Genomic DNA, 18,392 nt, shown 5'->3' on the forward strand with positions numbered 1-18,392 from the left:
TATCAACAGGTGGCCGGCCACTACCGGCAGGCCATCGCCGCCGGCACGCTGGCCGTGGGGGACCGCATGCCGTCGGTGCGGTCGCTGATGGGGCTGCATGAGGTGAGCCTGTCCACGGCGCTCCAGGCGTGCCGGGAGCTGGAAACCGCCGGCCTGCTGGAAGCGCGGCCTCGCTCGGGCTACTTCGTGCGCGCGCCGTCGCGCCCGGCGCTGGCGCAGATCGAGGAACCGGCCACCGGCTTGCCCGATCCGGCGCAGTACGTGGGCATTCACCAACGTATCTCGGCCATCCTCGCGCGCGGCCAGCATCGCGATATCAAGATCAACTTTGGCGGCGCGTGCGGCGCGCCCTCGCTCTACCCCACYGCYGCGCTGCGCACCGCCACGGCTCGCGCGCTGCGGCGCTATCCCGATCTCTTCGGCACCGCAGCCGAGGCGGACGGCCACCCGTCCCTGCGCGCCGCACTCGCCCGGCACGCGCTGCGCTCGCGGATCCAGCTCGCGCCTGAGGACGTCGTCGTCACCCACGGCTGCACCGAGGCGCTGAACCTCGCCCTGCGCGCCGTGGCCAAGCCTGGCGATGTCATCGCCGTGGAATCGCCCACGTATTACGGTTTGTTGCAGATTCTCGAGAGCCTGGGCATGCGCGCGCTCGAAATCCCGTGCAGCCCGCAGACCGGCATCTCGCTGGAGGCGCTGGAACTGGCCGCGCAGACCTACGACAACATCAAGGCCGTGGCCGTGGTGCCGAATCTGCAGAACCCGCTCGGCTGCGTCATGCCCGACGCGCACAAGCAGCGCCTGGTGGCGTGGTGCGAGGCGCGCGGCATCACGCTGATCGAGGACGATAGCTGCGCCGCCACCTACGAGGGCGAGACCCCGCTCGCGGCGGCCAAGACGTGGGATACAACGGGCAACGTGATCCACTGCGCCTCGCTCCACAAGGTGCTGGCACCGGGCATGCGGCTGGGCTGGATCGCCGCCGGCAAGTGGCAGGCGCGCGTGGAGATGCTCAAGTTCGGCCTGTCGCGCCCCAACGAGATGCTCGCGCAGATCGCCGTGGCCGATTTCATGGGCACCGGCGCGTTCGAGCGCCATCTGCGCCGCCTGCGCGAGCAGTTGCGCATCCAGCGCGAAKGGATGGCGCAGGCTGTGGCGGGCAGCTTTCCGGCCGGCACGCGGCTCACGCTGCCGCGCGGCGGGCTGCACCTGTGGATCGAGTTGCCGGCCGGGATGTCGTCCGAAGCCGTCTTCGAGGAGGTATTGAGCCATGGCATCCGAGTCATGCCTGGCTCGATGTTCTCGAATTCGAACCGCTTCGATCACTATCTGCGGCTCAACTGCGGCAATCCGCGCGAGCCGGCGCTCGAACGCGCGTTGGAAACGGTGGCCGGCGTGGTGCGTCGGCTGGCACCCTGACGCCGCCCTGCCCTCCCGCTCCCCCGCGCCCGGCACCGTTCYTGCGAGACTTCCGCTAGGATTTGTCCCAAAATGGCGGCGCCCTCGCCTATGCTTGTGCGCGGACACCGACTACCAGAACCAGGGAGAGCAAACTTGGGCAGTGCACCCGCCGCTTCGCGRCTCGACGACGATTATCAAACGCTGTTTCAGCTCGCGCCTGTCTCGCTCTGGCTCGAGGACTTCAGCGCCGTGCGGCTGGCCTTCGATCAACTGCGCGCGGACGGGGTCACCGACCTGCGCGCCTATCTGCGCGAGCGCCCGGCCGAAGTGGCGCGCTGCTCGGCCCTGATCCGCGTGCTCGACGTCAACCGCCGCACGCTCGACCTCTTCCGCGCCGCCGACCTGGCGGACCTCGTCGCCAACCTCGACACCGTGTTCCGTGACGACATGTTCGACCAGCACGTCGAGGAACTTGGCCAGCTCTGGGACGGCGGCCGGCACTTCGCCAGCCAGACCGTCAACTACACGCTYGACGGCGAACGGMTCGACATCCGGCTCGACGCCACGGTCATGCCGGGCCACGAGCAGGACTGGTCGCGCGTGCTGTTGTCGATCGAGGACATCACCACGCGCGTGCGCAGCGAGCGCGACCTGCGCCGCAGCCAGCAATACGCTCAGGGACTGTTCGAACACTCGCCGGTCTCGCTCTGGGTGGAGGACTTCAGCGCGGTGAAGATGCTGCTGGACGAGGTGCGCGCGGCCGGCATCACCGATTTTCGGACTTTTCTGAATGTGCACCCGGACTTCGTCTCGCGCTGCATGCAGGAGATCCGCGTGCTCGACGTCAACCAGCAGACGCTGACGATGTTCGCCGCGCCGAGCAAGGACATCCTGCTGTCCCGGCTGGGCGACGTGTTCCGCGACGACATGCGCATCCACTTCGCCGAGCAGCTGATCGACCTCTGGCACGAAAAGCTCTGGCAGCAGCGCGAAGTTATCAACTACGCGCTCGATGGCCGCTCGGTGGACGTATTCATGCAGTGGTCGGTCTTCCCGGGCCGGGAGGCGGACTGGGATCAGGTGTTGGTGTCGCTGACCGACATCACCGCGCGCAAGAAGGCCGAGGCCTACGTCGAGTTCCTGGGCAAGCACGACGTGCTGACCAAGCTCTACAACCGCGCGTATTACGAGGATGAACTGGCGCGCCTGGGCCGCAAGGGTCCGTGGCCGGTCAGCGTGGTGGCGGTGGACCTCAATGGCCTGAAGCAGGTCAACGACCAGTACGGCCACGGCGACGGCGACGCGCTGCTGCGCCGCACGGGCGAGGTGCTCAAGAAAGCCGTGGGCGAGCAGGCCTGCGTGGCCCGCATCGGCGGCGATGAATTCATGGTTTTGCTACCCGGCAACGACGAACGCGGCGCAGCCACGGTGGTCGATCAGATCCAGCAGGTGGTGGAGCTGAACAACCAGTTCTATCCGGGTGCGCGGCTGTCGTTTTCGATTGGCGCCGCCACGTGCACGCAGGGCGACCGGCTGACCGATACGGTCAAGCTGGCCGACAGCCGCATGTACGAGGACAAGCGTGCGCACTACGAGGCCGTGGGCGCCGAGCGTCGGCGGACGGGTGCCGCCGAGCCCTGACTATCGGGAAATCGATCGCAAAAATCAGAGRAAAACAATCAGCGCGACGCCGCCGAGGATCAGCCCGAACTTGGTCACGTAGTAGACGTTCTTGTTCCAGGACTTGAAGCGGCGGCGGTACTGACCGCCCAGCCAGACGAAGCGGAACAGCTTGTTGATGGCGCCGGTCTGGTCGGATTCCTCGTTCGGCGAGCTGGCGGCCGTCATCACCTTGCGGCCCAACCAGTGGTTGACCGCGGCGGTCCAGCGATAGCGCATCGGACGCTCGATGTCGCAGAACAGGATCAGGCGATCCTTGTCGCTGCGGTTCTCGGCCCAGTGCAGGTAGGTTTCATCGAACACCACGCCGTGCCCGTCGCGCCAGCTATGGCGCTCGCCGTCCACCTCGATGAAGCAGCGGTCGTCGTTCGGCGTGGACAGYCCSAGGTGATAGCGCAGCGAGCCGGCAAACGGGTCGCGGTGCGGGTTCAGCTTGCCGCCCGGCGGCAGCTCGGCAAACATCGCCGCCTTCACSGTCGGCAGTTCGCGCAGCAGCGCCACGGTCTTCGGGCACAACGTCTCGGCGGACGGGTGCTGCGCCTCGTACCATTTCAGGTAGAAACGCTTCCAGCCGTACTTGAAGAACGAGTTGAAGCCGGCGTCGTCATTCTTGTCGGCGGCCYTGATCTTGCGCATCGCGACCAGGGCCAGGCCCTCGTCACGAATCTGCGGCCATGCAGCGCGCAGCTTCTCCAGGTCCGGGAACCGCTCGACGCCAATGTACGGCGTACGCGGCACGCCCGAGAACATGTACATGAAGCAGTTGACCGGCGCCACCAGCGCGGAGTGGTCGAGCAACTGGCGCATGAACGGCAGTCGCACCTTGCCGCGGAAATGCACATACAGGATGGCACCCAGATATGCAGCGACGATAATCCACTTGATCACGCGTAAAACCTCCAGAAATCAGGCCCAGGCCCGATTGAAGCCGGTATTTTATCCAAACGCCGGCCCCCGCGCATCGTGTGATGCACGGGCCGCTTTTTATCGCTGGAGGATTCACGCCCCGCCGCGCGACTGGCGGGCGATACGGTCGATCAGCGCCTTGGCGTCGTCGGGCAATCCCTGCAAGGTCAGCAGCCGCGCGTTGAGCACGATGTTCTCGAGCACGAGCTTGGCCGTGGACGCCCAGAGTGTCGCCAACAGCGCTTCCTGCGACATCCCCGACAGCTCCAGTTCCGTCGATCGTTCGGCGATCAGCTTGCAGGCGAGCGCCCGCAGCGCGTCATCGTCGAACGGCAGGTTGGCGTAGTCGATGGGGTCCGCACGCTCCACCTCCACCATCAGTTGCAGCAGCATATCCTCGGTCATCGGCAAACTCCTTAGGACGATTCTGATTTTACGCGGGCATCAAACCTGGAAATCGGCAGCCATGTCGGCATCGGTACGCGCGGCGAGCCGCCCCGACCGGCATGCTGCGGCGAAGGCCTCGTAGTCGCGGTCCACCTGGTCGGCATAGGCGTTGGCGTAGCCCACCAGCGCCTCGGCCATGGCGTCGCTGGTGCCCAGGTAGCCGCTGATCTCCGGCGCCAGGTTGCTCGCCTTGGCATGCGCGCGGGCCAGCGCCCGGCCGCACACGCGCCCGTAGCCGGTCAGCAGTTCGGCATCCATCAGTTCGATCTCGGCCGAGAATTTCATGTCGCGCAACTGCCGGGCGTAGAAGTGGCGGCCGGAGGGCCCCTTGGTCCAACCCAGGAACAGGTCGCTGGCGGCCTGCATCAGGCGCTGCCCTTCCACCACGCGCCGGCCCTCGTGCGTCACCGCCGGGGACTTGAAATAACGCGCCACCACCGATTGCGTGGCCTCCTTGAACTGGAGGAACAGCGGCTTGTCATGGCTGTCCGTGAGTAGCTGGATCAGGCAGCGCGTGCCYACGCTGCCCACGCCCACCACCTTGAAGGCGATGTCCTGGGAGATGAAATGCGAGAGCAGTTCGCGGCGATCGGCGGCCAGCGTGGAGGTGTAATCGCTGAAGCACTTGGCGATCACGTCGGCATCGACGCTCTTCTTCAGCCAGTCGTCGTCCTTCGTGAACAGCGTTTGCTCGCCCCGGATATGGAAGACGGCCGGCGGGGCGTCCAGGATGCGCCAGCGGTGCCCTGAGCGCGCGCTCAGCTTCGGCAGCAGGGTCTCATGCGTACGCGTGGCGGCACGCTCCATCGCGCGGCGGATCTCCTTCTGGGCCGTGGGGTTGAGTGCCTCGGCCAGCAGGCGGTCGAACGTAATGCGGTCGTACCAGGTTTCCAGCACGCCCATTTCCGCATACATGGCCATGCGGTCGCGATAGCTGTTGACCACTTCGCAGACCATATTGTCGGCGGCAGTCTTGCTGTGACGCAGGTGGCGCGCGGCGACGACCATGCTGGCGGTGAGCCGCTTCAGGTCCCACTCCCACGGGCCTGGACTGGTCTCGTCGAAATCGTTCACATCGAACAGCAGCGCGCGCTCGGGCGTGGCAAACCCGCCGAAATTCGAGAGGTGRCAGTCGCCGCAGATCTGGATGGTCATGCCCGAGGCCGGCGTACCCGCAAGGTCGTGCGCCTGGACGATCGCGCTGCCTCGGAAAAATGTAAACGGGGACTGGATCATGCGCCCGTAGCGCAAGGGCACCAGCCGCTCCACCCGGCCAGCGCTGCTGGTCTCGAGTAGCGGAATCGGGTCCCGATCCACGTTGCCGACCGCTGCGTGTGTCCGTCGCGGCACCAGTTGGCGCAGSGCCTTGCCACGGGCGCGCCGTTCGTTCAGATCCGCTACATGTTCCACCATGCCTCCATGCCTTGGGCCGGGACAACGATTCAGGAAACAGCGATGTGCAGAGTATGTAACGAAGCTAAGACAAGCGTCGCCCAATGTCAATTTGGCAGCGCACGTCGCATGCATCACATTCGGCCGTGCCTTTGCGGAAAAATCAGACGCCTCCCTACAAAGGTGTCACAACTAAGCGTGTAAGCTTGGGTCTCATCTCGCAGCACTACAACAAGGAACCGTCGAGTCCATGACAAAGAATTTTCTTGCAGCCATGCGTCAGTACGTGTGGTTCAGGGGGGTGAAGCACCATGTGGTCCAGGGCGTGGAAGCCCTGGCCGATCTGCTCAAGTCCCCTTCCGTCGCCGCCCGTGCCGTGGCCGCGATCGTTTCCGAAACCGAACAAGGCGTGCAGGTGTGGGTCTCGTACTTCGGCAAGCCGATGGACCCGCATACGAACTACGTGCTCTGGCCCACGCGGGCGCTGAAGCCCGCCCGACGGCGCATCACGCCGCAACTGCCCCGGTCCTGATCCCGCCGGCCCTGCGTCTCACATCGCCTCTCTCAATCGTTCGACAAGGAGCAGCCATGCCCGAACCGCAACATGATGAAGCGCTGGTCAACAATTTTCTGGAGCGCGTGTCCGCGCTGTCGGTCAGCGCCTTCGATGGTGCTGACGTGACGCAGGAACTCACGCAACTGATGCGCGATGCATCGACCAAGCTGGGCGGCGGCGGCAATATCGCCGTGCTCAAGGGCCGCCTCACCGATCGTGCCGAGGCGGCGGAGCGCGAAGGCCAGCCGCAAGTGCGCGATACGTTCGCGAAGGCGGCGTCGCTGGTGCACGCGTAAGCGTCAGGCGTTGAAATTACGAACTTTGGAAAGTACTGCCAGGAACGCTCTGCCGTGATCGGCAGAGGTTTTTGAAGAGGGCTTCAGAGGTGTTGGTTGCGGGGGCAGGACTTGAACCTGCGACCTTCGGGTTATGAGCCCGACGAGCTGCCAACTGCTCCACCCCGCGTCCGAAGGAGATGGATTATGGGGGATCGTCCCGCATAAGGCAAACACTATTTCCACTTTCTGCACCGTGAAGAAGAACACGCCCGCGAAGGGCGTTTTCTTTTTGTGCATCACCGATGCGGATCATGCGATCCGCCGCACCGTGTGCGCGTCATCGAGATCATCGAGCGTCGAAGCGAYGTAGYGGTTCACATGCTCGAGCGCCTCGAGCTTCGTATCGAAAGGATGGCTCGGAAAAGGATTGTGGCGAGCCATCAGGATTTCGCCGTCCACGCGCCGGATGATCTCGATCACGATCCCCCACTTGCCCTTCGGCAAATGGATCACCTCGTAGACGATCTTGAATCCTTCATACTCGGACATGGTGGCTACCTCCGGTCTGCTGCAAGGCGCGAACATCGCGCTYCACATCCAGCCTAGGTGCCACCCCACCGATCAAAAATGATCCAGATCAAGTTCCGCCCCGACAGGCAGGTCACGCCGTGACATACGTCATTGCGCTACCCGCAAGGAACTTTGCTGTCTATCTGACCGGTCCTAAAAGTTTGTCGATGAGTGCATAGGCGGCACTGAAAGCCGCCACTTCGGCAGCGTGCCGCGTGGCAAATTCGTGGCCGCCGCTGGAGAGGATCTCCGTATCGCCGGTATCGGAGGGATCGACACCCTCCTGCGCGATGCGCACCTCGTAGCCGTACGTTTCCGTATCAGACACGCTGCCAGCCACGGCCTGCCGATGCGACGACAGCAGCACGTAGGCATCCATGCCCCGATAGCCCTCTACCCGCCATTCATCCTGGTTCATGCGCGTTCTCCGTGCGATCGACAAGGACCGATGCAGGTTTGAGCGGTATGCGGGCGGAGTGTTCCGGGAGGGAAGGGAAATGCGGGGAGGGAATGCAAAAAGGGCTTCCGTTTCCGGAAGCCCTTTTTGACTCGATAGGTGGTGCGGCTGGCAGGATTCGAACCCACGACCCCTTGGTTCGTAGCCAAGTACTCTATCCAACTGAGCTACAGCCGCACTCGAGAAATGAGATTATATAGAAGTTTTCAATTTTGTGAACCCCCTACGCCGCATTTTTTTCGCCCGGCGCGCTCCGGCCGCGCAACTTCCTATAATGACTACCCGAAGAAGTGATCCGGACCATGAACAAGGCTTTTGTCAAAGAGTCGTCGGACGATGATGACGACGACCTGCCCGAGGGCGCCACGCCGGTGCCTGCCGGCACCAAGAACTACATTACCGCCACGGGCTACAACCGCCTGCGCGACGAGCTGATGCACCTGATCGACGTGGACCGTCCCGAGGTGGTGCAGATCGTCTCCTGGGCCGCCTCCAACGGCGACCGCTCCGAGAACGGGGACTATCTCTATGGCAAGAAGCGGCTGCGCGAGATCGATCGCCGCATCCGCTTTCTCACGCGCCGGCTCGACAAGGCCGAAGTCGTCGACCCCTCGCTGCAGGGCGACAACGACCAGGTCTTCTTCGGCGCCACGGTCACCTATGCGAACCAGTCCGGCGACGAAACCACGATCACCATCGTCGGCATGGACGAGGTGGACCTCGACAACAACCATGTGAGCTGGATTTCGCCGATCGCCAAGGCACTGATCAAGGCGCGCGAGGGCGACACCGTGCCGCTGCGCACGCCGGCCGGGATGGAACAGATCGATATATTGGAAGTCCGTTACCCGGCGAAGGGCGCGGTGAACTAGGCGTCAGCCGTCGTTGCGGTCGCGGAAGATCCGGATCACGTCCGGGTTGCGCCGCAGCCCGCGCATCACGTTGGCCAGGTGCAGGCGGTTCTGGACCTGGATCACGAACTGCATGTACGTGGCTTCCTGGTGGCCGCCCTGCTGCTGCTCCATGGCCACGTGGGCCACGTTGGCGTCGGCGGCGGTCAGGTCCGCGGCCACGCGCGCCACGATGCCCTTCACGTTGCGCACCATGACCTTGATCGACACGTCGAAGGCGCGGGTCGTCTTCTTGGCCCACATGACCTCGATCCAGTGCTCCGGGTCCTTGCTGTGCAGCCGCTTGGCCACCTTGCAATCCTGCACGTGGATCTGCAACCCCTCGCCCTTGCCGAGATAGCCGACGATCGAATCGCCGGGAATCGGCCGGCAGCAGGCCGAGAAGATCATCGACATGCCTTCGTCGCCGGTAATCGGCACGGCCGGCGCTTCCTCGCCCGCGAAGGTCTGCACGGCAGCCAGCAGCGCGCTGTCGACGTCGCCGGACAGCTCCTGCAGCAGGATCTCCATGCGCCGCGCCACCACCGCCGGCACGCGGCGGCCGAGCGCCAGGTCGGCGAAGATGTCTTCCTTGTGCTTGTTGCCGGTCCACTGGATCATGCGATCCCAGACCGCCTGCGGCACCGCCTTGAGCTCGATGCCAAGCTGGCGCGCCGACTGCTCCAGCAGGCGTTCGCCCAGCTGGATGGCCTCGTCGAGCTTGGTCGTCTTCAGGTAATGTCGGATCGCCGCGCGCGCCTTGCCCGTGCGGACGAAGGCGAGCCACGCCGGATTTGGCTTCGAGTACGGCGCCGTGACCACCTCGACGATATCGCCGCTCTTCAGCTCGGTACGCAGCGGCAACAACTCGTTGTTGATCTTGACCGCCACGCACTGGTTGCCGAGGTCGCTGTGCACCGCGTAGGCGAAGTCCAGCGCGGTGGCGCCGCGTGGCAGCGCGCGGATATGGCCCTTCGGCGTGAACACGTAGACCGCGTCCGGGAACAGGTCGATCTTGACGTGCTCCAGGAACTCCTGCGAGTCGCCGGTCTGGCTCTGGATGTCCAGCAGCGACTGGAGCCACTGGTGCGCCTGCTGCTGGATATCGTTGGCGTGATCGGCCTGGTGCTTGTACATCCAGTGCGCAGCCACGCCGGCCTCGGCAATCTGGTGCATGCCGCGCGTGCGGATCTGGAACTCCACCGGCGTGCCGAACGGGCCCACCAGCGTCGTGTGGAGCGACTGGTAGCCGTTGATCTTCGGAATTGCGATGTAGTCCTTGAACTTGCCCGGCATCGGCTTGTACAAGCTGTGCAGCGCGCCCATCGCCATGTAGCAGTGCATCTGCGTTTCCACGACCACGCGGAAGCCGTAGACGTCCAGCACCTGCGAGAACGACAGCTGCTTGTCGTGCATCTTGCGATAGATGCTGTACAGCGTCTTTTCGCGCCCGGACAGCTCGGCCACGATGCCGGCGTCGGCCAGCGCGCGCTCGGCGGCTTCCAGGATGCGCTTGACCACCTCGCGCCGGTTGCCGCGCGCGGCCTTGACGGCCTTCTCGAGCGTAGCGTAGCGGAACGGCGAGCCCACCTTGAACGACAGTTCCTGGAGCTCGCGGTAAATCGTGTTGAGACCCAGCCGATGCGCGATCGGCGCGTAGATCTCCATGGTTTCGAGCGCGATCCGGCGCCGCTTCTCGGGCGGCACGAAATCGAGCGTCCGCATGTTGTGCGTGCGATCGGCCAGCTTGACCAGGATCACCCGCACATCGCGCGCCATCGCCAGCAGCATCTTGCGGAAGCTTTCCGCCTGCGCCTGCTCGCGGCTCTGGAATTCGAGCTTGTCCAACTTGGTCAGGCCATCCACCAGTTCCGCGACCTTGGGACCGAATTTCTCGGCCAGTTCGCTCTTGGTGATGCCCTGGTCCTCCATCACGTCATGGAGCAGCGCGGCCATGATCGACTGGACGTCCAGCTTCCAGTCCGCGCACAGTTCCGCCACCGCCACCGGGTGGGTGATGTACGGCTCGCCGCTCTGGCGGTACTGGCCCAGGTGGGCTTCGTCGGAAAACTGGAAGGCTTCGCGCACCAGCGCCTGATCGGCGGGCTTCAGGTAGGTGAGCGTCTCCATCAGCCGGGAGATGGAGATGACCTGCTGGCGCGGCGGGACGGCCGGCTGCGAGGTCGGACCGAAGAAGTGCCGGTATGACTGCGCCAGCACTGCGTCGATGAACAATTCGCCCGCCGGCGCGGCAGGCAGGGTGCCCTCGATGGGCTCGGCCACGAGGTCGTTGGCCAACCCAGCACGTGACTTGCCTTGCAGCGGCGGCACGACAGACCGTTCCCCGACGACGTTGTCGCCGAGCGGATCGGGCAGGTTCGGGGCGCCGGTTCGGGCGGTCATCGGCATCTGGCCAGACATGGTGCGCCTACCCCCGGGTGAACCCGGCGGCGCAGGCGGCAAGCCGACCGACACCGGCAGTGCGGAGGGCGTGGCAGGCAAAGGGGCGCCCGGGGCCACGCTGGCGGCGGCAACGGGGCCCGGTGCCGGCCGTTCGCCGTCCGTCCGTACGCCGGGCGGACCCGGCAGGACGATCGCGGGATGGATCGCGGACTTGGACGACGATGAAGACATGGGGGCGGCCCCTGGAATCCGGACGAATGCGCGGCTGAATCCGCACGTACGCGAGACAACGATGCACCACAGGCCGCCCTGGCAATCAGGTCGGTACCTTCTTCAGCATCTCGATGCCGACCTGACCGGACGCGATCTCGCGCAGCGCCACCACGGTGGGCTTGTCCTTGGCCTCAACCTTGGGCGTGTGGCCCTGCACCAGCTGGCGTGCCCGATACGTCGCGGCGAGCGCAAGCTCAAAGCGGTTCGGGATGTGTTTCAGACAATCTTCGACGGTAATACGCGCCATATTGAATCCACCTTGAGACAAAACCTGTTCGACAGGCCGTCATTTTACAGCACGCGGCCGAAAACGTTCCGGCCGACCCTTGGGCACCGACCTTCGGTCAGTGAATGCCCAGCTCGATGAACAGCTCGTTGTGACGTGCCTTCTGCGACGAAAAGCGCAGACGGGTGGCACGGACGACGTCTTTCAGCTGCGCCAGCGCGTCATCGAACACCTCGTTGATGATGACGTAATCCGATTCCGACGCATGCGACATTTCGCTGCCCGCGGCCAGCAGGCGGCGCACGATCACGTTCGGCTCGTCCTGGCCGCGTTTCTTGAGCCGCTCCTCGAGCGCGGTCAGCGACGGCGGCAGGATGAAGATCTCCACCGCGTTCGAGAACCGCTTGTGCACCTGCTGGGCGCCCTGCCAGTCGATTTCGAGCAGCACGTCGTTGCCCTGGGCCATCTGCTGCTCGATCCAGACCTGGGACGTGGCGTAGTAATTGCCATGCACCTCGGCCCATTCCAGGAATTCTCCCCGGTCGCGCGCGACGCGGAACTCGTCCACGGTCGTGAAATGGTACTCGCGGCCGTTTTGCTCGCCCGGGCGCGGCTTGCGCGTGGTGTGCGAGATCGACAGGCGGATGGCCGAATCCTGCGACAGCAGCTTGTTCACCAGCGTGGACTTGCCGGCCCCGGACGGGGCCACCACCATGAACAGGTTGCCGGGGTAGGCGGTGTCGATGGCGACGTGCGGCGCGGACTGGGACGCGGTGTGGGACGTTTCACTCATGGTTTAGGACTTATTCGAGATTCTGGATCTGTTCGCGCATCTGCTCGATCAGCAGCTTGAGCTCCATCGACGCATCGGCCAACTCCTTGGCGGCGGCCTTCGAGCCGAGCGTGTTCGCCTCGCGGTTCAGCTCCTGCATCATGAAGTCGAGCCGCTTGCCGACCTGCCCGCCCTTCTTCAGGATATGCCGCGTTTCGTTGAGGTGGGCCTGCAGGCGCGACAGTTCCTCGGCAATATCGATGCGGATGCCGTACACCGTGGCTTCCTGGCGAATGCGCTCGCCGATCTCGTCGCGGCTCATCGACGGCATGCCGGACGGCGCGGCCAGGTTGAACGCCTCCTGGAGGCGCTCGGTCAGCTTTTCCTGATGATGGGCGATCAGTTGGGGGATGGTCGGCGTCAGGCGCTCGACGATGGCCAGCATCGCGTCGATGCGCTCCATCAGCGTGGCCTTGAGGGCCTCGCCCTCGCGCCGGCGCGCTTCCAGCAACTGGTTCAACGCCTCACGGGCGGCACCCGTGACGGCCTCGCGCAGGGATTCCTGCGACAGTTCCGGCTCGACCAGCACGCCGGGCCAGCGCAGGATCTCGCCCATGCGCAGCGAACCGGCGCCGCTGAAGGTGGCGGCCACGGTGGACTCCAGCGCGCGGATCTGGTCCAGCAAGCCCTGGTTCAGCGCCAGCGTGGCGCCGCCGGTATCGGTGCGCTGCAGGTTGATACGGCATTCCAGCTTGCCGCGCGACAGCTCGCCCATGAGCATCTCGCGCAGGGCGGGCTCGAACGCGCGACATTCCTCGGGGGCGCGGAACAACAGGTCGAGAAAACGCGAATTGACAGTCCGGAATTCCACCGAAACCGATGCGGTCCGGCCGCTGGGCTCGCCCTTGGCGTTTGTCAGCGGCGCCTGGCGCGTCGCCAGGCCATACCCTGTCATGCTGTGGATCATTGTCGGTTATCTCGCGTAAGAGTCGGAAAGGGTCGAAATACGGGTAAATCGGAGCGGTTATCGCGCCCGCCGGGGCGCGCAAAGCCAGCACCGGGGCGGGGGCGCCGGCAGCGCGCCGGCCGGGCAGAAAATCAACGAAAAATCCGGTTGGAAAACGCGGATTTTTGGCAACAGTCCCCGCTAATGTTTTCTTTACAAGTGATCGATTAGCCGGGAGAATCCGGGAGCAAATGAGGTCCCGAATCCTATGACAGAGTCCAAGGGCGCTAACCAACCCAAGAGTGCGCCGCTGCCCATCGGCACGCTGCTGGCCAACTACCGTATTGTAAAGAAGTTGGCCAGCGGGGGGTTCAGTTTCGTCTACCTCGCCACCGATGAAACCGGCGCCCCGGTGGCCATCAAGGAATACCTGCCGTCCTCGCTGGCCCGCCGCAACCCGGGCGAGCTGATTCCGGTCGTCCCGGAAGAGAACGCGGCCTCGTTTCGCCTGGGCCTGAAATATTTCTTCGAGGAAGGCCGCTCGCTGGCGCGCATTTCCCATCCGAGCGTGGTGCGCGTGGTGAATTTCTTCCGCGAGAACTCCACGGTCTACATGGTCATGAACTACGAGCTGGGYAAGACGCTGCAGGAGCATATCCTGCAGGCCCGGCAGCAGGGCAAGCCCAAGGTGCTGCGCGAGCGGTTCATCCGCAAGGTGTTCCACGACCTGATGAGCGGCCTGCGCGAAGTCCATATCCACAAGCTGCTGCACCTGGATATCAAGCCCGGCAATATCTACCTGCGCGAGGACGAATCGCCGATCCTGCTCGACTTCGGCGCCGCGCGGCAGATCCTGACCATGGAAGCCGCCCGCTTCCAGCCGATGTACACCCCCGGTTTCGCCGCACCCGAACTCTACGGCAAGCACAGCGACCTCGGCCCCTGGACCGACATCTACAGCCTGGGCGCCACGCTCTACGCCTGCATGGCCGGCATGCCGCCGCAGGAGGCCAACCAGCGCGAGAAGGAAGACCGCATGGGCGAGTCGATCTCCCGGCTGCGCGCCACCTATACCAACGGGCTGGTGGACCTCGTCGAATGGTGCCTCCGGCTCACGCCGTCCGAGCGCCCGCAAAGCGTGTTCCGCCTTCAGAAGGAGTTGCGCGACCAGAGCAACGCGCTGGGCGAGCAATCGGCCGCCGCGGCGGCAGCCAACCCTGCTGGGCCCGTTACCGAACGCATGAACGCGACGAGCCGCTTCATGACCTTGCTGCGCCGCCGCGACGACACCGCCACGACGCAGAGCGGCGATTAAATCACTACGCGTCGGCCCCGCGCACCCGCCGGGCTGACCCTGACCGAACCTCACGACAACATGCGATTCTCCGTCTACCAGGAAAGCCGGAAAGGCGGCCGCCGTATCAACCAGGACCGCATGGGCTACTGCTTCACGCGCGATGCCCTGCTGATGGTGCTGGCCGACGGCCTGGGTGGCCATGCGCTGGGCGAAGTCGCCGCGCAGCAAGCCCTGCAGACGCTGGCGCGCCAGTTCCAGACCCAGGCCCGCCCGGCCATCCGCAATCCGGCGGACTTCCTCCAGGACACGGTCATGCTGGCGCACCGCGAGATCCATCGCTATGCCGAAGCCAACCGCCTGGCGGACGTGCCGCGCACCACCGTGGTCTGCTGCCTGATCCAGAACGGCCAGATCCACTGGGCCCACGCCGGGGACTCGCGCCTGTACCTGATCCGCAAGGGCACCCTGCTCACCCGCACCCGGGACCACTCGAAGATCGAAAACCTGCTCCAGCAGGAGCGCGTGCTGCCGATGGACGTCGCCAACCACCCCGAGCGCAACAAGCTCTACAACTGCCTCGGCTCGCCCAACCTGCCGCTGATCGACATCGGCGGCCCGGTGCGCCTGGAACCGGGCGACGTGGCGATGCTGTGCTCGGACGGCCTGTGGGGCGCGCTGGAGGAGAAGGTCATTGTCGACCGGGTGACCAGCCTGTCGGTGGTGCACGCCATCCCGGACATGATCGAACAGGCGCTTCAAAACGCCGGCGAAGGTGCCGACAACACCACAGCCATCGCCATGATGTGGGAAGCCGACGCCACCGTGCCGAACGACGACGCCGTGCTGACCGACACCCTGCCGCTGAACGCCTTCACCACGTCGATCCTGGAACGGACGGGCAACGAGAGCGACCTGCTGTCCGAGGAAGAGATCGAACGGTCGATTGCCGAGATCCGCGCCGCGATCGACAAGACCACCAATTTCATGCGCTGAGGTATCGCGCACGGGACTCCGGCGGACACGCATGGCCCGCCGGCGTTAGAATCGCGGTCTCACCCGATTCCAACGAAAGATCCCCATGCGACCCAGCGGACGCGCAGCCGATGCGCTGCGACCCATCACCCTGACCCGCCAATACACCCGCCACGCGGAAGGTGCCGTGCTGAGTGCCTTTGGCGATACCAAGGTGCTGTGCACGGCCAGCGTGCTGGCCAAGGTGCCGCCGCACAAGAAAGGCAGCGGCGAAGGCTGGGTCACGGCCGAGTAYGGCATGCTGCCCCGCGCCACGCACACCCGCTCCGACCGCGAGGCCGCGCGCGGCAAGCAGACCGGCCGCACGCAGGAGATCCAGCGCCTGATCGGCCGCGCCATGCGCACGGTGTTCGACCTCGGCGCGCTGGGYGAGTACACCATCCATCTCGATTGCGACGTGCTCCAGGCCGACGGCGGCACCCGCACGGCCGCCATCACCGGCGCCTTCGTGGCCGCCCATGACGCCGTGAGCAAGATGCTGGCCGATGGCCTGATCGCAAAAAGTCCAATTCTTGACTTCGTGGCCGCGGTCTCCGTGGGCATGGTCGACGGCGTCCCCGTGCTCGACCTGGACTACGCCGAGGACAGCAGCTGTGACACCGACATGAACGTGGTCATGACCGGCAGCGGCGGCTTCGTCGAAGTACAGGGCACCGCCGAAGGCGTGCCGTTCAGCCGCGCCGACCTCGACGCCATGACGCGCCTGGCCGAAGCCGGCATTGCCGACCTCGTGCGCCACCAGAAGCTGGCGCTCGGCCTGTAAGCGACGAGAAACGTGCAAAGCAAAAGGGGATGACGATGCAACGCCTTGTGCTGGCCTCCAACAATCCCGGCAAGCTGAGCGAGTTCGGCGCGCTGCTGATGCCGCTTGGCATCGACGTGGTGCCGCAGGGCGACCTTGGCATTCCCGAAGCCGAGGAACCGCATCCGACCTTCGTCGAGAACGCGCTGGCCAAGGCGCGCCACGCCAGCCGCCTCGCCGGCATGCCGGCGCTGGCCGACGACTCGGGCATCTGCGTGGACGCGCTGGACGGCGCGCCGGGCGTGTACTCGGCCCGCTACGCGCAAAGCGTGGGCAAGCCGAAGTCCGACGCAGCCAACAACGCGCACCTGATCTCGCAGCTGGCCGGCAAGCTCAATCGCCACGCGCATTACTACTGCGTGCTGGTGCTGGTGCGCCATGCCGACGACCCGCGCCCGATCATCGCCGAAGGCACCTGGGCCGGCGAGGTGGTCGATGCCCCGCGCGGCGCCGGCGGTTTCGGCTATGACCCGCATTTCCTGCTCCCGCGCATCGGCAAGACGGCCGCCGAACTGAGCGCGGAAGAGAAAAACGCCATCAGCCATCGCGCGCTGGCGCTCCAGGGGCTGGTGGCCCGGCTCCAGGCGGCCAGCCTGAAGGTTCGCGCATGATTCCGATTCACCCCGTCAGCAGCGGCAAGCCGGCTGTCTCGGCTCCCGTCTCTCCCGCCGACAACCAGCAACTCTGGCTCAAGCCGGGCCAGATCGCCCTGCCCGGCTCCCCGCCGCTCTCGCTCTACGTCCACATCCCGTGGTGCGTGCGCAAGTGTCCGTATTGCGATTTCAACTCGCACGCGGCGCCGGGCACCGTCGGCGGACAAGACAGCCACGACATCCCCGAAGACGCCTACCTCGACGCCCTGCGCGCCGACCTGGAACAATCGCTGCCGCTGGTCTGGGGCCGCCCCGTGCATACGGTGTTCATCGGCGGGGGCACGCCGAGCCTGCTGTCCGCCGCCGGCATGGACCGGCTGCTGTCGGATATCCGCGCACTGCTGCCGCTCGATGCCGACGCCGAGATCACGATGGAAGCCAACCCCGGCACCTTCGAGGCCGAGCGGTTCGCGAGCTATCGCGCGAGCGGCATCAACCGGCTGTCGATCGGCATCCAGAGCTTCAGCGACCGGCATCTCCAGGCGCTGGGCCGCATCCACGGCGAGCGCGAGGCGCGCGCGGCCATCGACATCGCGCAGGCCAGCTTTGACAACGTGAACCTCGACCTGATGTACGCGCTGCCGGGCCAGACCGTGGAGGAATGCGTGCGCGACCTCGAAGCGGCGCTGGCCTATGGCACCACGCACCTGTCGATGTACCACCTGACGCTGGAGCCGAACACGCTGTTCGCCAAGTACCCGCCCGCACTGCCGGACGAGGACATCGCCTACGAGATGCAGGACATCATCGACGCCCGCACCGGCGAGGCCGGCTTCCGCCACTACGAGACCTCGGCCTACGGCAAGCCGCACCGGGAGGCGCGGCACAACCTCAATTACTGGYGTTTTGGCGATTACCTCGGCATYGGGGCGGGCGCGCACGGCAAACTGTCGTTCCCGCACCGGGTACTGCGCCAGATGCGGCACAAACACCCCGCCACCTACATGCGCGAGGCGATGGCCGGCAACGCCGTGCAGGAATCACGCGATGTGAGCGCCGACGAACTGCCGTTCGAGTTCATGCTCAACGCGCTGCGGCTGACCGACGGCGTGCCGGCATCGAGCTTTCACGACTACACCGGCCTGCCGCTGCACACCATCAGCAAGACGCTGGCCGAGGCCGAGAAGAAGGGCCTGCTGGAAGCCGACCTCGCCACGATCCGCCCGACCGAACTGGGCCGGCGCTTCCTGAACGACCTCCAGGAGATGTTCCTGAAGGACTGAGCCGGCGCCCTCCTGCCCCAATGAAAAAAGCCACGCATGTTGAACTGCACCCCAAAAGTTGGACACCAACTTTTGGGGTGTTTTCATGTATCGGTACTCGGAGCAGTTCAGGCTGACAGTTATCCAGAGCTACCTGGACGGTCAGGCAGGCTATGGTGAGATCGCCAAACGCCATGAAATAGACAGCG

The 18,392-nt window shown here is 65.3% G+C and carries 19 protein-coding genes and 2 tRNA genes; 10 read left to right on the top strand and 11 right to left on the bottom strand.

What is annotated here, in order from left to right; translation table 11 throughout:
- Together AB4Z27_RS26800 and AB4Z27_RS26805 are read left to right on the top strand one after the other, a co-directional pair.
- The coding region (locus tag AB4Z27_RS26800) for an aminotransferase-like domain-containing protein (RefSeq protein WP_441645688.1) at positions 1-1,419 on the top strand (1,419 nt) is incomplete at its 5' end.
- A 90-nt stretch (positions 1,420-1,509) separates the two neighbouring features.
- Complete coding sequence (locus tag AB4Z27_RS26805; protein WP_441645689.1) at positions 1,510-3,042, top strand: sensor domain-containing diguanylate cyclase; 1,533 nt, start codon at positions 1,510-1,512, stop codon at positions 3,040-3,042.
- 24 nt (positions 3,043-3,066) lie between these two features.
- Here the strand turns inward: AB4Z27_RS26805 and lpxO are convergent, their stop codons facing one another.
- From lpxO to AB4Z27_RS26820, 3 genes are all read right to left on the bottom strand, one after another.
- The gene (gene lpxO / locus AB4Z27_RS26810; protein ID WP_441645690.1) at positions 3,067-3,969 is read right to left on the bottom strand and encodes a lipid A hydroxylase LpxO; all 903 of its coding nucleotides are present in this window, start codon (positions 3,967-3,969) and stop codon (positions 3,067-3,069) included.
- Between the two features lie 111 nt (positions 3,970-4,080).
- A complete protein-coding gene (locus AB4Z27_RS26815; RefSeq protein WP_092292255.1) occupies positions 4,081-4,392 on the bottom strand; it encodes a hypothetical protein in 312 nt (103 codons plus the stop codon).
- A gap of 39 nt (positions 4,393-4,431) precedes the next feature.
- The gene (locus AB4Z27_RS26820; RefSeq protein ID WP_441645691.1) at positions 4,432-5,847 is read right to left on the bottom strand and encodes a DUF2252 domain-containing protein; all 1,416 of its coding nucleotides are present in this window, start codon (positions 5,845-5,847) and stop codon (positions 4,432-4,434) included.
- A 229-nt stretch (positions 5,848-6,076) separates the two neighbouring features.
- On the opposite strand from AB4Z27_RS26820, the gene AB4Z27_RS26825 reads away from it, so the two are divergent.
- Both AB4Z27_RS26825 and AB4Z27_RS26830 read left to right on the top strand, forming a co-directional pair.
- Positions 6,077-6,358, top strand: a complete 282-nt coding sequence (locus tag AB4Z27_RS26825; protein ID WP_092292251.1) for a hypothetical protein — start codon at positions 6,077-6,079, stop codon at positions 6,356-6,358.
- Between the two features lie 56 nt (positions 6,359-6,414).
- Positions 6,415-6,678 (top strand): hypothetical protein, encoded by a 264-nt coding sequence (locus AB4Z27_RS26830; RefSeq protein WP_092292249.1) that lies wholly within the window; start codon positions 6,415-6,417, stop codon positions 6,676-6,678.
- A gap of 93 nt (positions 6,679-6,771) precedes the next feature.
- Here AB4Z27_RS26830 and AB4Z27_RS26835 read toward each other — a convergent pair.
- From AB4Z27_RS26835 to AB4Z27_RS26850, 4 genes are all read right to left on the bottom strand, one after another.
- Positions 6,772-6,847, bottom strand: a tRNA-Met gene (locus AB4Z27_RS26835).
- A 122-nt stretch (positions 6,848-6,969) separates the two neighbouring features.
- Positions 6,970-7,209, bottom strand: coding sequence for a hypothetical protein (locus AB4Z27_RS26840; RefSeq protein ID WP_441645692.1), 240 nt, complete (start codon positions 7,207-7,209; stop codon positions 6,970-6,972).
- 160 nt (positions 7,210-7,369) lie between these two features.
- Positions 7,370-7,648, bottom strand: a complete 279-nt coding sequence (locus AB4Z27_RS26845) for a hypothetical protein (protein ID WP_092292245.1) — start codon at positions 7,646-7,648, stop codon at positions 7,370-7,372.
- A gap of 139 nt (positions 7,649-7,787) precedes the next feature.
- Positions 7,788-7,864: transfer RNA gene (locus AB4Z27_RS26850), tRNA-Arg, on the bottom strand.
- Positions 7,865-7,989: 125 nt separating this feature from the next.
- On the opposite strand from AB4Z27_RS26850, the gene greB reads away from it, so the two are divergent.
- The gene (gene greB, locus AB4Z27_RS26855) at positions 7,990-8,559 is read left to right on the top strand and encodes a transcription elongation factor GreB (protein ID WP_092292243.1); all 570 of its coding nucleotides are present in this window, start codon (positions 7,990-7,992) and stop codon (positions 8,557-8,559) included.
- A gap of 3 nt (positions 8,560-8,562) precedes the next feature.
- Here greB and AB4Z27_RS26860 read toward each other — a convergent pair whose 3' ends face one another.
- The 4 genes from AB4Z27_RS26860 to AB4Z27_RS26875 all read right to left on the bottom strand — a co-directional run bounded on the left by AB4Z27_RS26860 (position 8,563) and on the right by AB4Z27_RS26875 (position 13,218).
- Entirely contained in the window at positions 8,563-10,980 is a 2,418-nt protein-coding gene (locus AB4Z27_RS26860; protein ID WP_092293273.1) for a RelA/SpoT family protein, read from the bottom strand.
- Positions 10,981-11,296: 316 nt separating this feature from the next.
- Entirely contained in the window at positions 11,297-11,500 is a 204-nt protein-coding gene (rpoZ, locus tag AB4Z27_RS26865; RefSeq protein ID WP_006578656.1) for a DNA-directed RNA polymerase subunit omega, read from the bottom strand.
- 97 nt (positions 11,501-11,597) lie between these two features.
- The gene (gene gmk, locus AB4Z27_RS26870; RefSeq protein WP_092292241.1) at positions 11,598-12,272 is read right to left on the bottom strand and encodes a guanylate kinase; all 675 of its coding nucleotides are present in this window, start codon (positions 12,270-12,272) and stop codon (positions 11,598-11,600) included.
- A 10-nt stretch (positions 12,273-12,282) separates the two neighbouring features.
- Positions 12,283-13,218, bottom strand: coding sequence for a YicC/YloC family endoribonuclease (locus tag AB4Z27_RS26875; protein ID WP_092292239.1), 936 nt, complete (start codon positions 13,216-13,218; stop codon positions 12,283-12,285).
- 247 nt (positions 13,219-13,465) lie between these two features.
- Between AB4Z27_RS26875 and AB4Z27_RS26880 the strand changes: the two genes are divergently transcribed.
- From AB4Z27_RS26880 to hemW, 5 genes are all read left to right on the top strand, one after another.
- Positions 13,466-14,512: a serine/threonine protein kinase gene (locus tag AB4Z27_RS26880; protein ID WP_092292237.1), complete on the top strand. Its 1,047-nt coding sequence runs from the start codon at positions 13,466-13,468 to the stop codon at positions 14,510-14,512.
- Positions 14,513-14,572: 60 nt separating this feature from the next.
- Positions 14,573-15,487: a PP2C family protein-serine/threonine phosphatase gene (locus tag AB4Z27_RS26885; RefSeq protein WP_092292235.1), complete on the top strand. Its 915-nt coding sequence runs from the start codon at positions 14,573-14,575 to the stop codon at positions 15,485-15,487.
- 85 nt (positions 15,488-15,572) lie between these two features.
- Positions 15,573-16,289 (top strand): ribonuclease PH, encoded by a 717-nt coding sequence (gene rph, locus AB4Z27_RS26890; protein ID WP_092292233.1) that lies wholly within the window; start codon positions 15,573-15,575, stop codon positions 16,287-16,289.
- A 35-nt stretch (positions 16,290-16,324) separates the two neighbouring features.
- The gene (rdgB, locus tag AB4Z27_RS26895) at positions 16,325-16,939 is read left to right on the top strand and encodes an RdgB/HAM1 family non-canonical purine NTP pyrophosphatase (RefSeq protein ID WP_092293271.1); all 615 of its coding nucleotides are present in this window, start codon (positions 16,325-16,327) and stop codon (positions 16,937-16,939) included.
- Positions 16,936-18,204 (top strand): radical SAM family heme chaperone HemW, encoded by a 1,269-nt coding sequence (hemW, locus tag AB4Z27_RS26900; protein ID WP_441645693.1) that lies wholly within the window; start codon positions 16,936-16,938, stop codon positions 18,202-18,204. The genes rdgB and hemW overlap by 4 nt, the downstream gene beginning before the upstream one ends.
- The last annotated feature ends 188 nt before the right edge of the window (positions 18,205-18,392 follow it).

The organism is Cupriavidus sp. KB_39, assembly GCF_052114485.1.
Taxonomy (GTDB): domain Bacteria; phylum Pseudomonadota; class Gammaproteobacteria; order Burkholderiales; family Burkholderiaceae; genus Cupriavidus.

What these genes read in the sequence shown, in the direction of transcription:
- AB4Z27_RS26815 (WP_092292255.1), bottom strand. Translation starts at nt 4,392, where the DNA reads ATGACCGAGGATATGCTGCTGCAACTGATGGTGGAGGTGGAGCGTGCG.
- AB4Z27_RS26825 (WP_092292251.1), top strand. Translation starts at nt 6,077, where the DNA reads ATGACAAAGAATTTTCTTGCAGCCATGCGTCAGTACGTGTGGTTCAGG.
- AB4Z27_RS26830 (WP_092292249.1), top strand. Translation starts at nt 6,415, where the DNA reads ATGCCCGAACCGCAACATGATGAAGCGCTGGTCAACAATTTTCTGGAG.
- AB4Z27_RS26845 (WP_092292245.1), bottom strand. Translation starts at nt 7,648, where the DNA reads ATGAACCAGGATGAATGGCGGGTAGAGGGCTATCGGGGCATGGATGCC.
- greB (WP_092292243.1), top strand. Translation starts at nt 7,990, where the DNA reads ATGAACAAGGCTTTTGTCAAAGAGTCGTCGGACGATGATGACGACGAC.
- AB4Z27_RS26860 (WP_092293273.1), bottom strand. Translation starts at nt 10,980, where the DNA reads ATGACCGCCCGAACCGGCGCCCCGAACCTGCCCGATCCGCTCGGCGAC.
- rpoZ (WP_006578656.1), bottom strand. Translation starts at nt 11,500, where the DNA reads ATGGCGCGTATTACCGTCGAAGATTGTCTGAAACACATCCCGAACCGC.
- gmk (WP_092292241.1), bottom strand. Translation starts at nt 12,272, where the DNA reads ATGAGTGAAACGTCCCACACCGCGTCCCAGTCCGCGCCGCACGTCGCC.
- AB4Z27_RS26875 (WP_092292239.1), bottom strand. Translation starts at nt 13,218, where the DNA reads ATGATCCACAGCATGACAGGGTATGGCCTGGCGACGCGCCAGGCGCCG.
- AB4Z27_RS26885 (WP_092292235.1), top strand. Translation starts at nt 14,573, where the DNA reads ATGCGATTCTCCGTCTACCAGGAAAGCCGGAAAGGCGGCCGCCGTATC.
- rdgB (WP_092293271.1), top strand. Translation starts at nt 16,325, where the DNA reads ATGCAACGCCTTGTGCTGGCCTCCAACAATCCCGGCAAGCTGAGCGAG.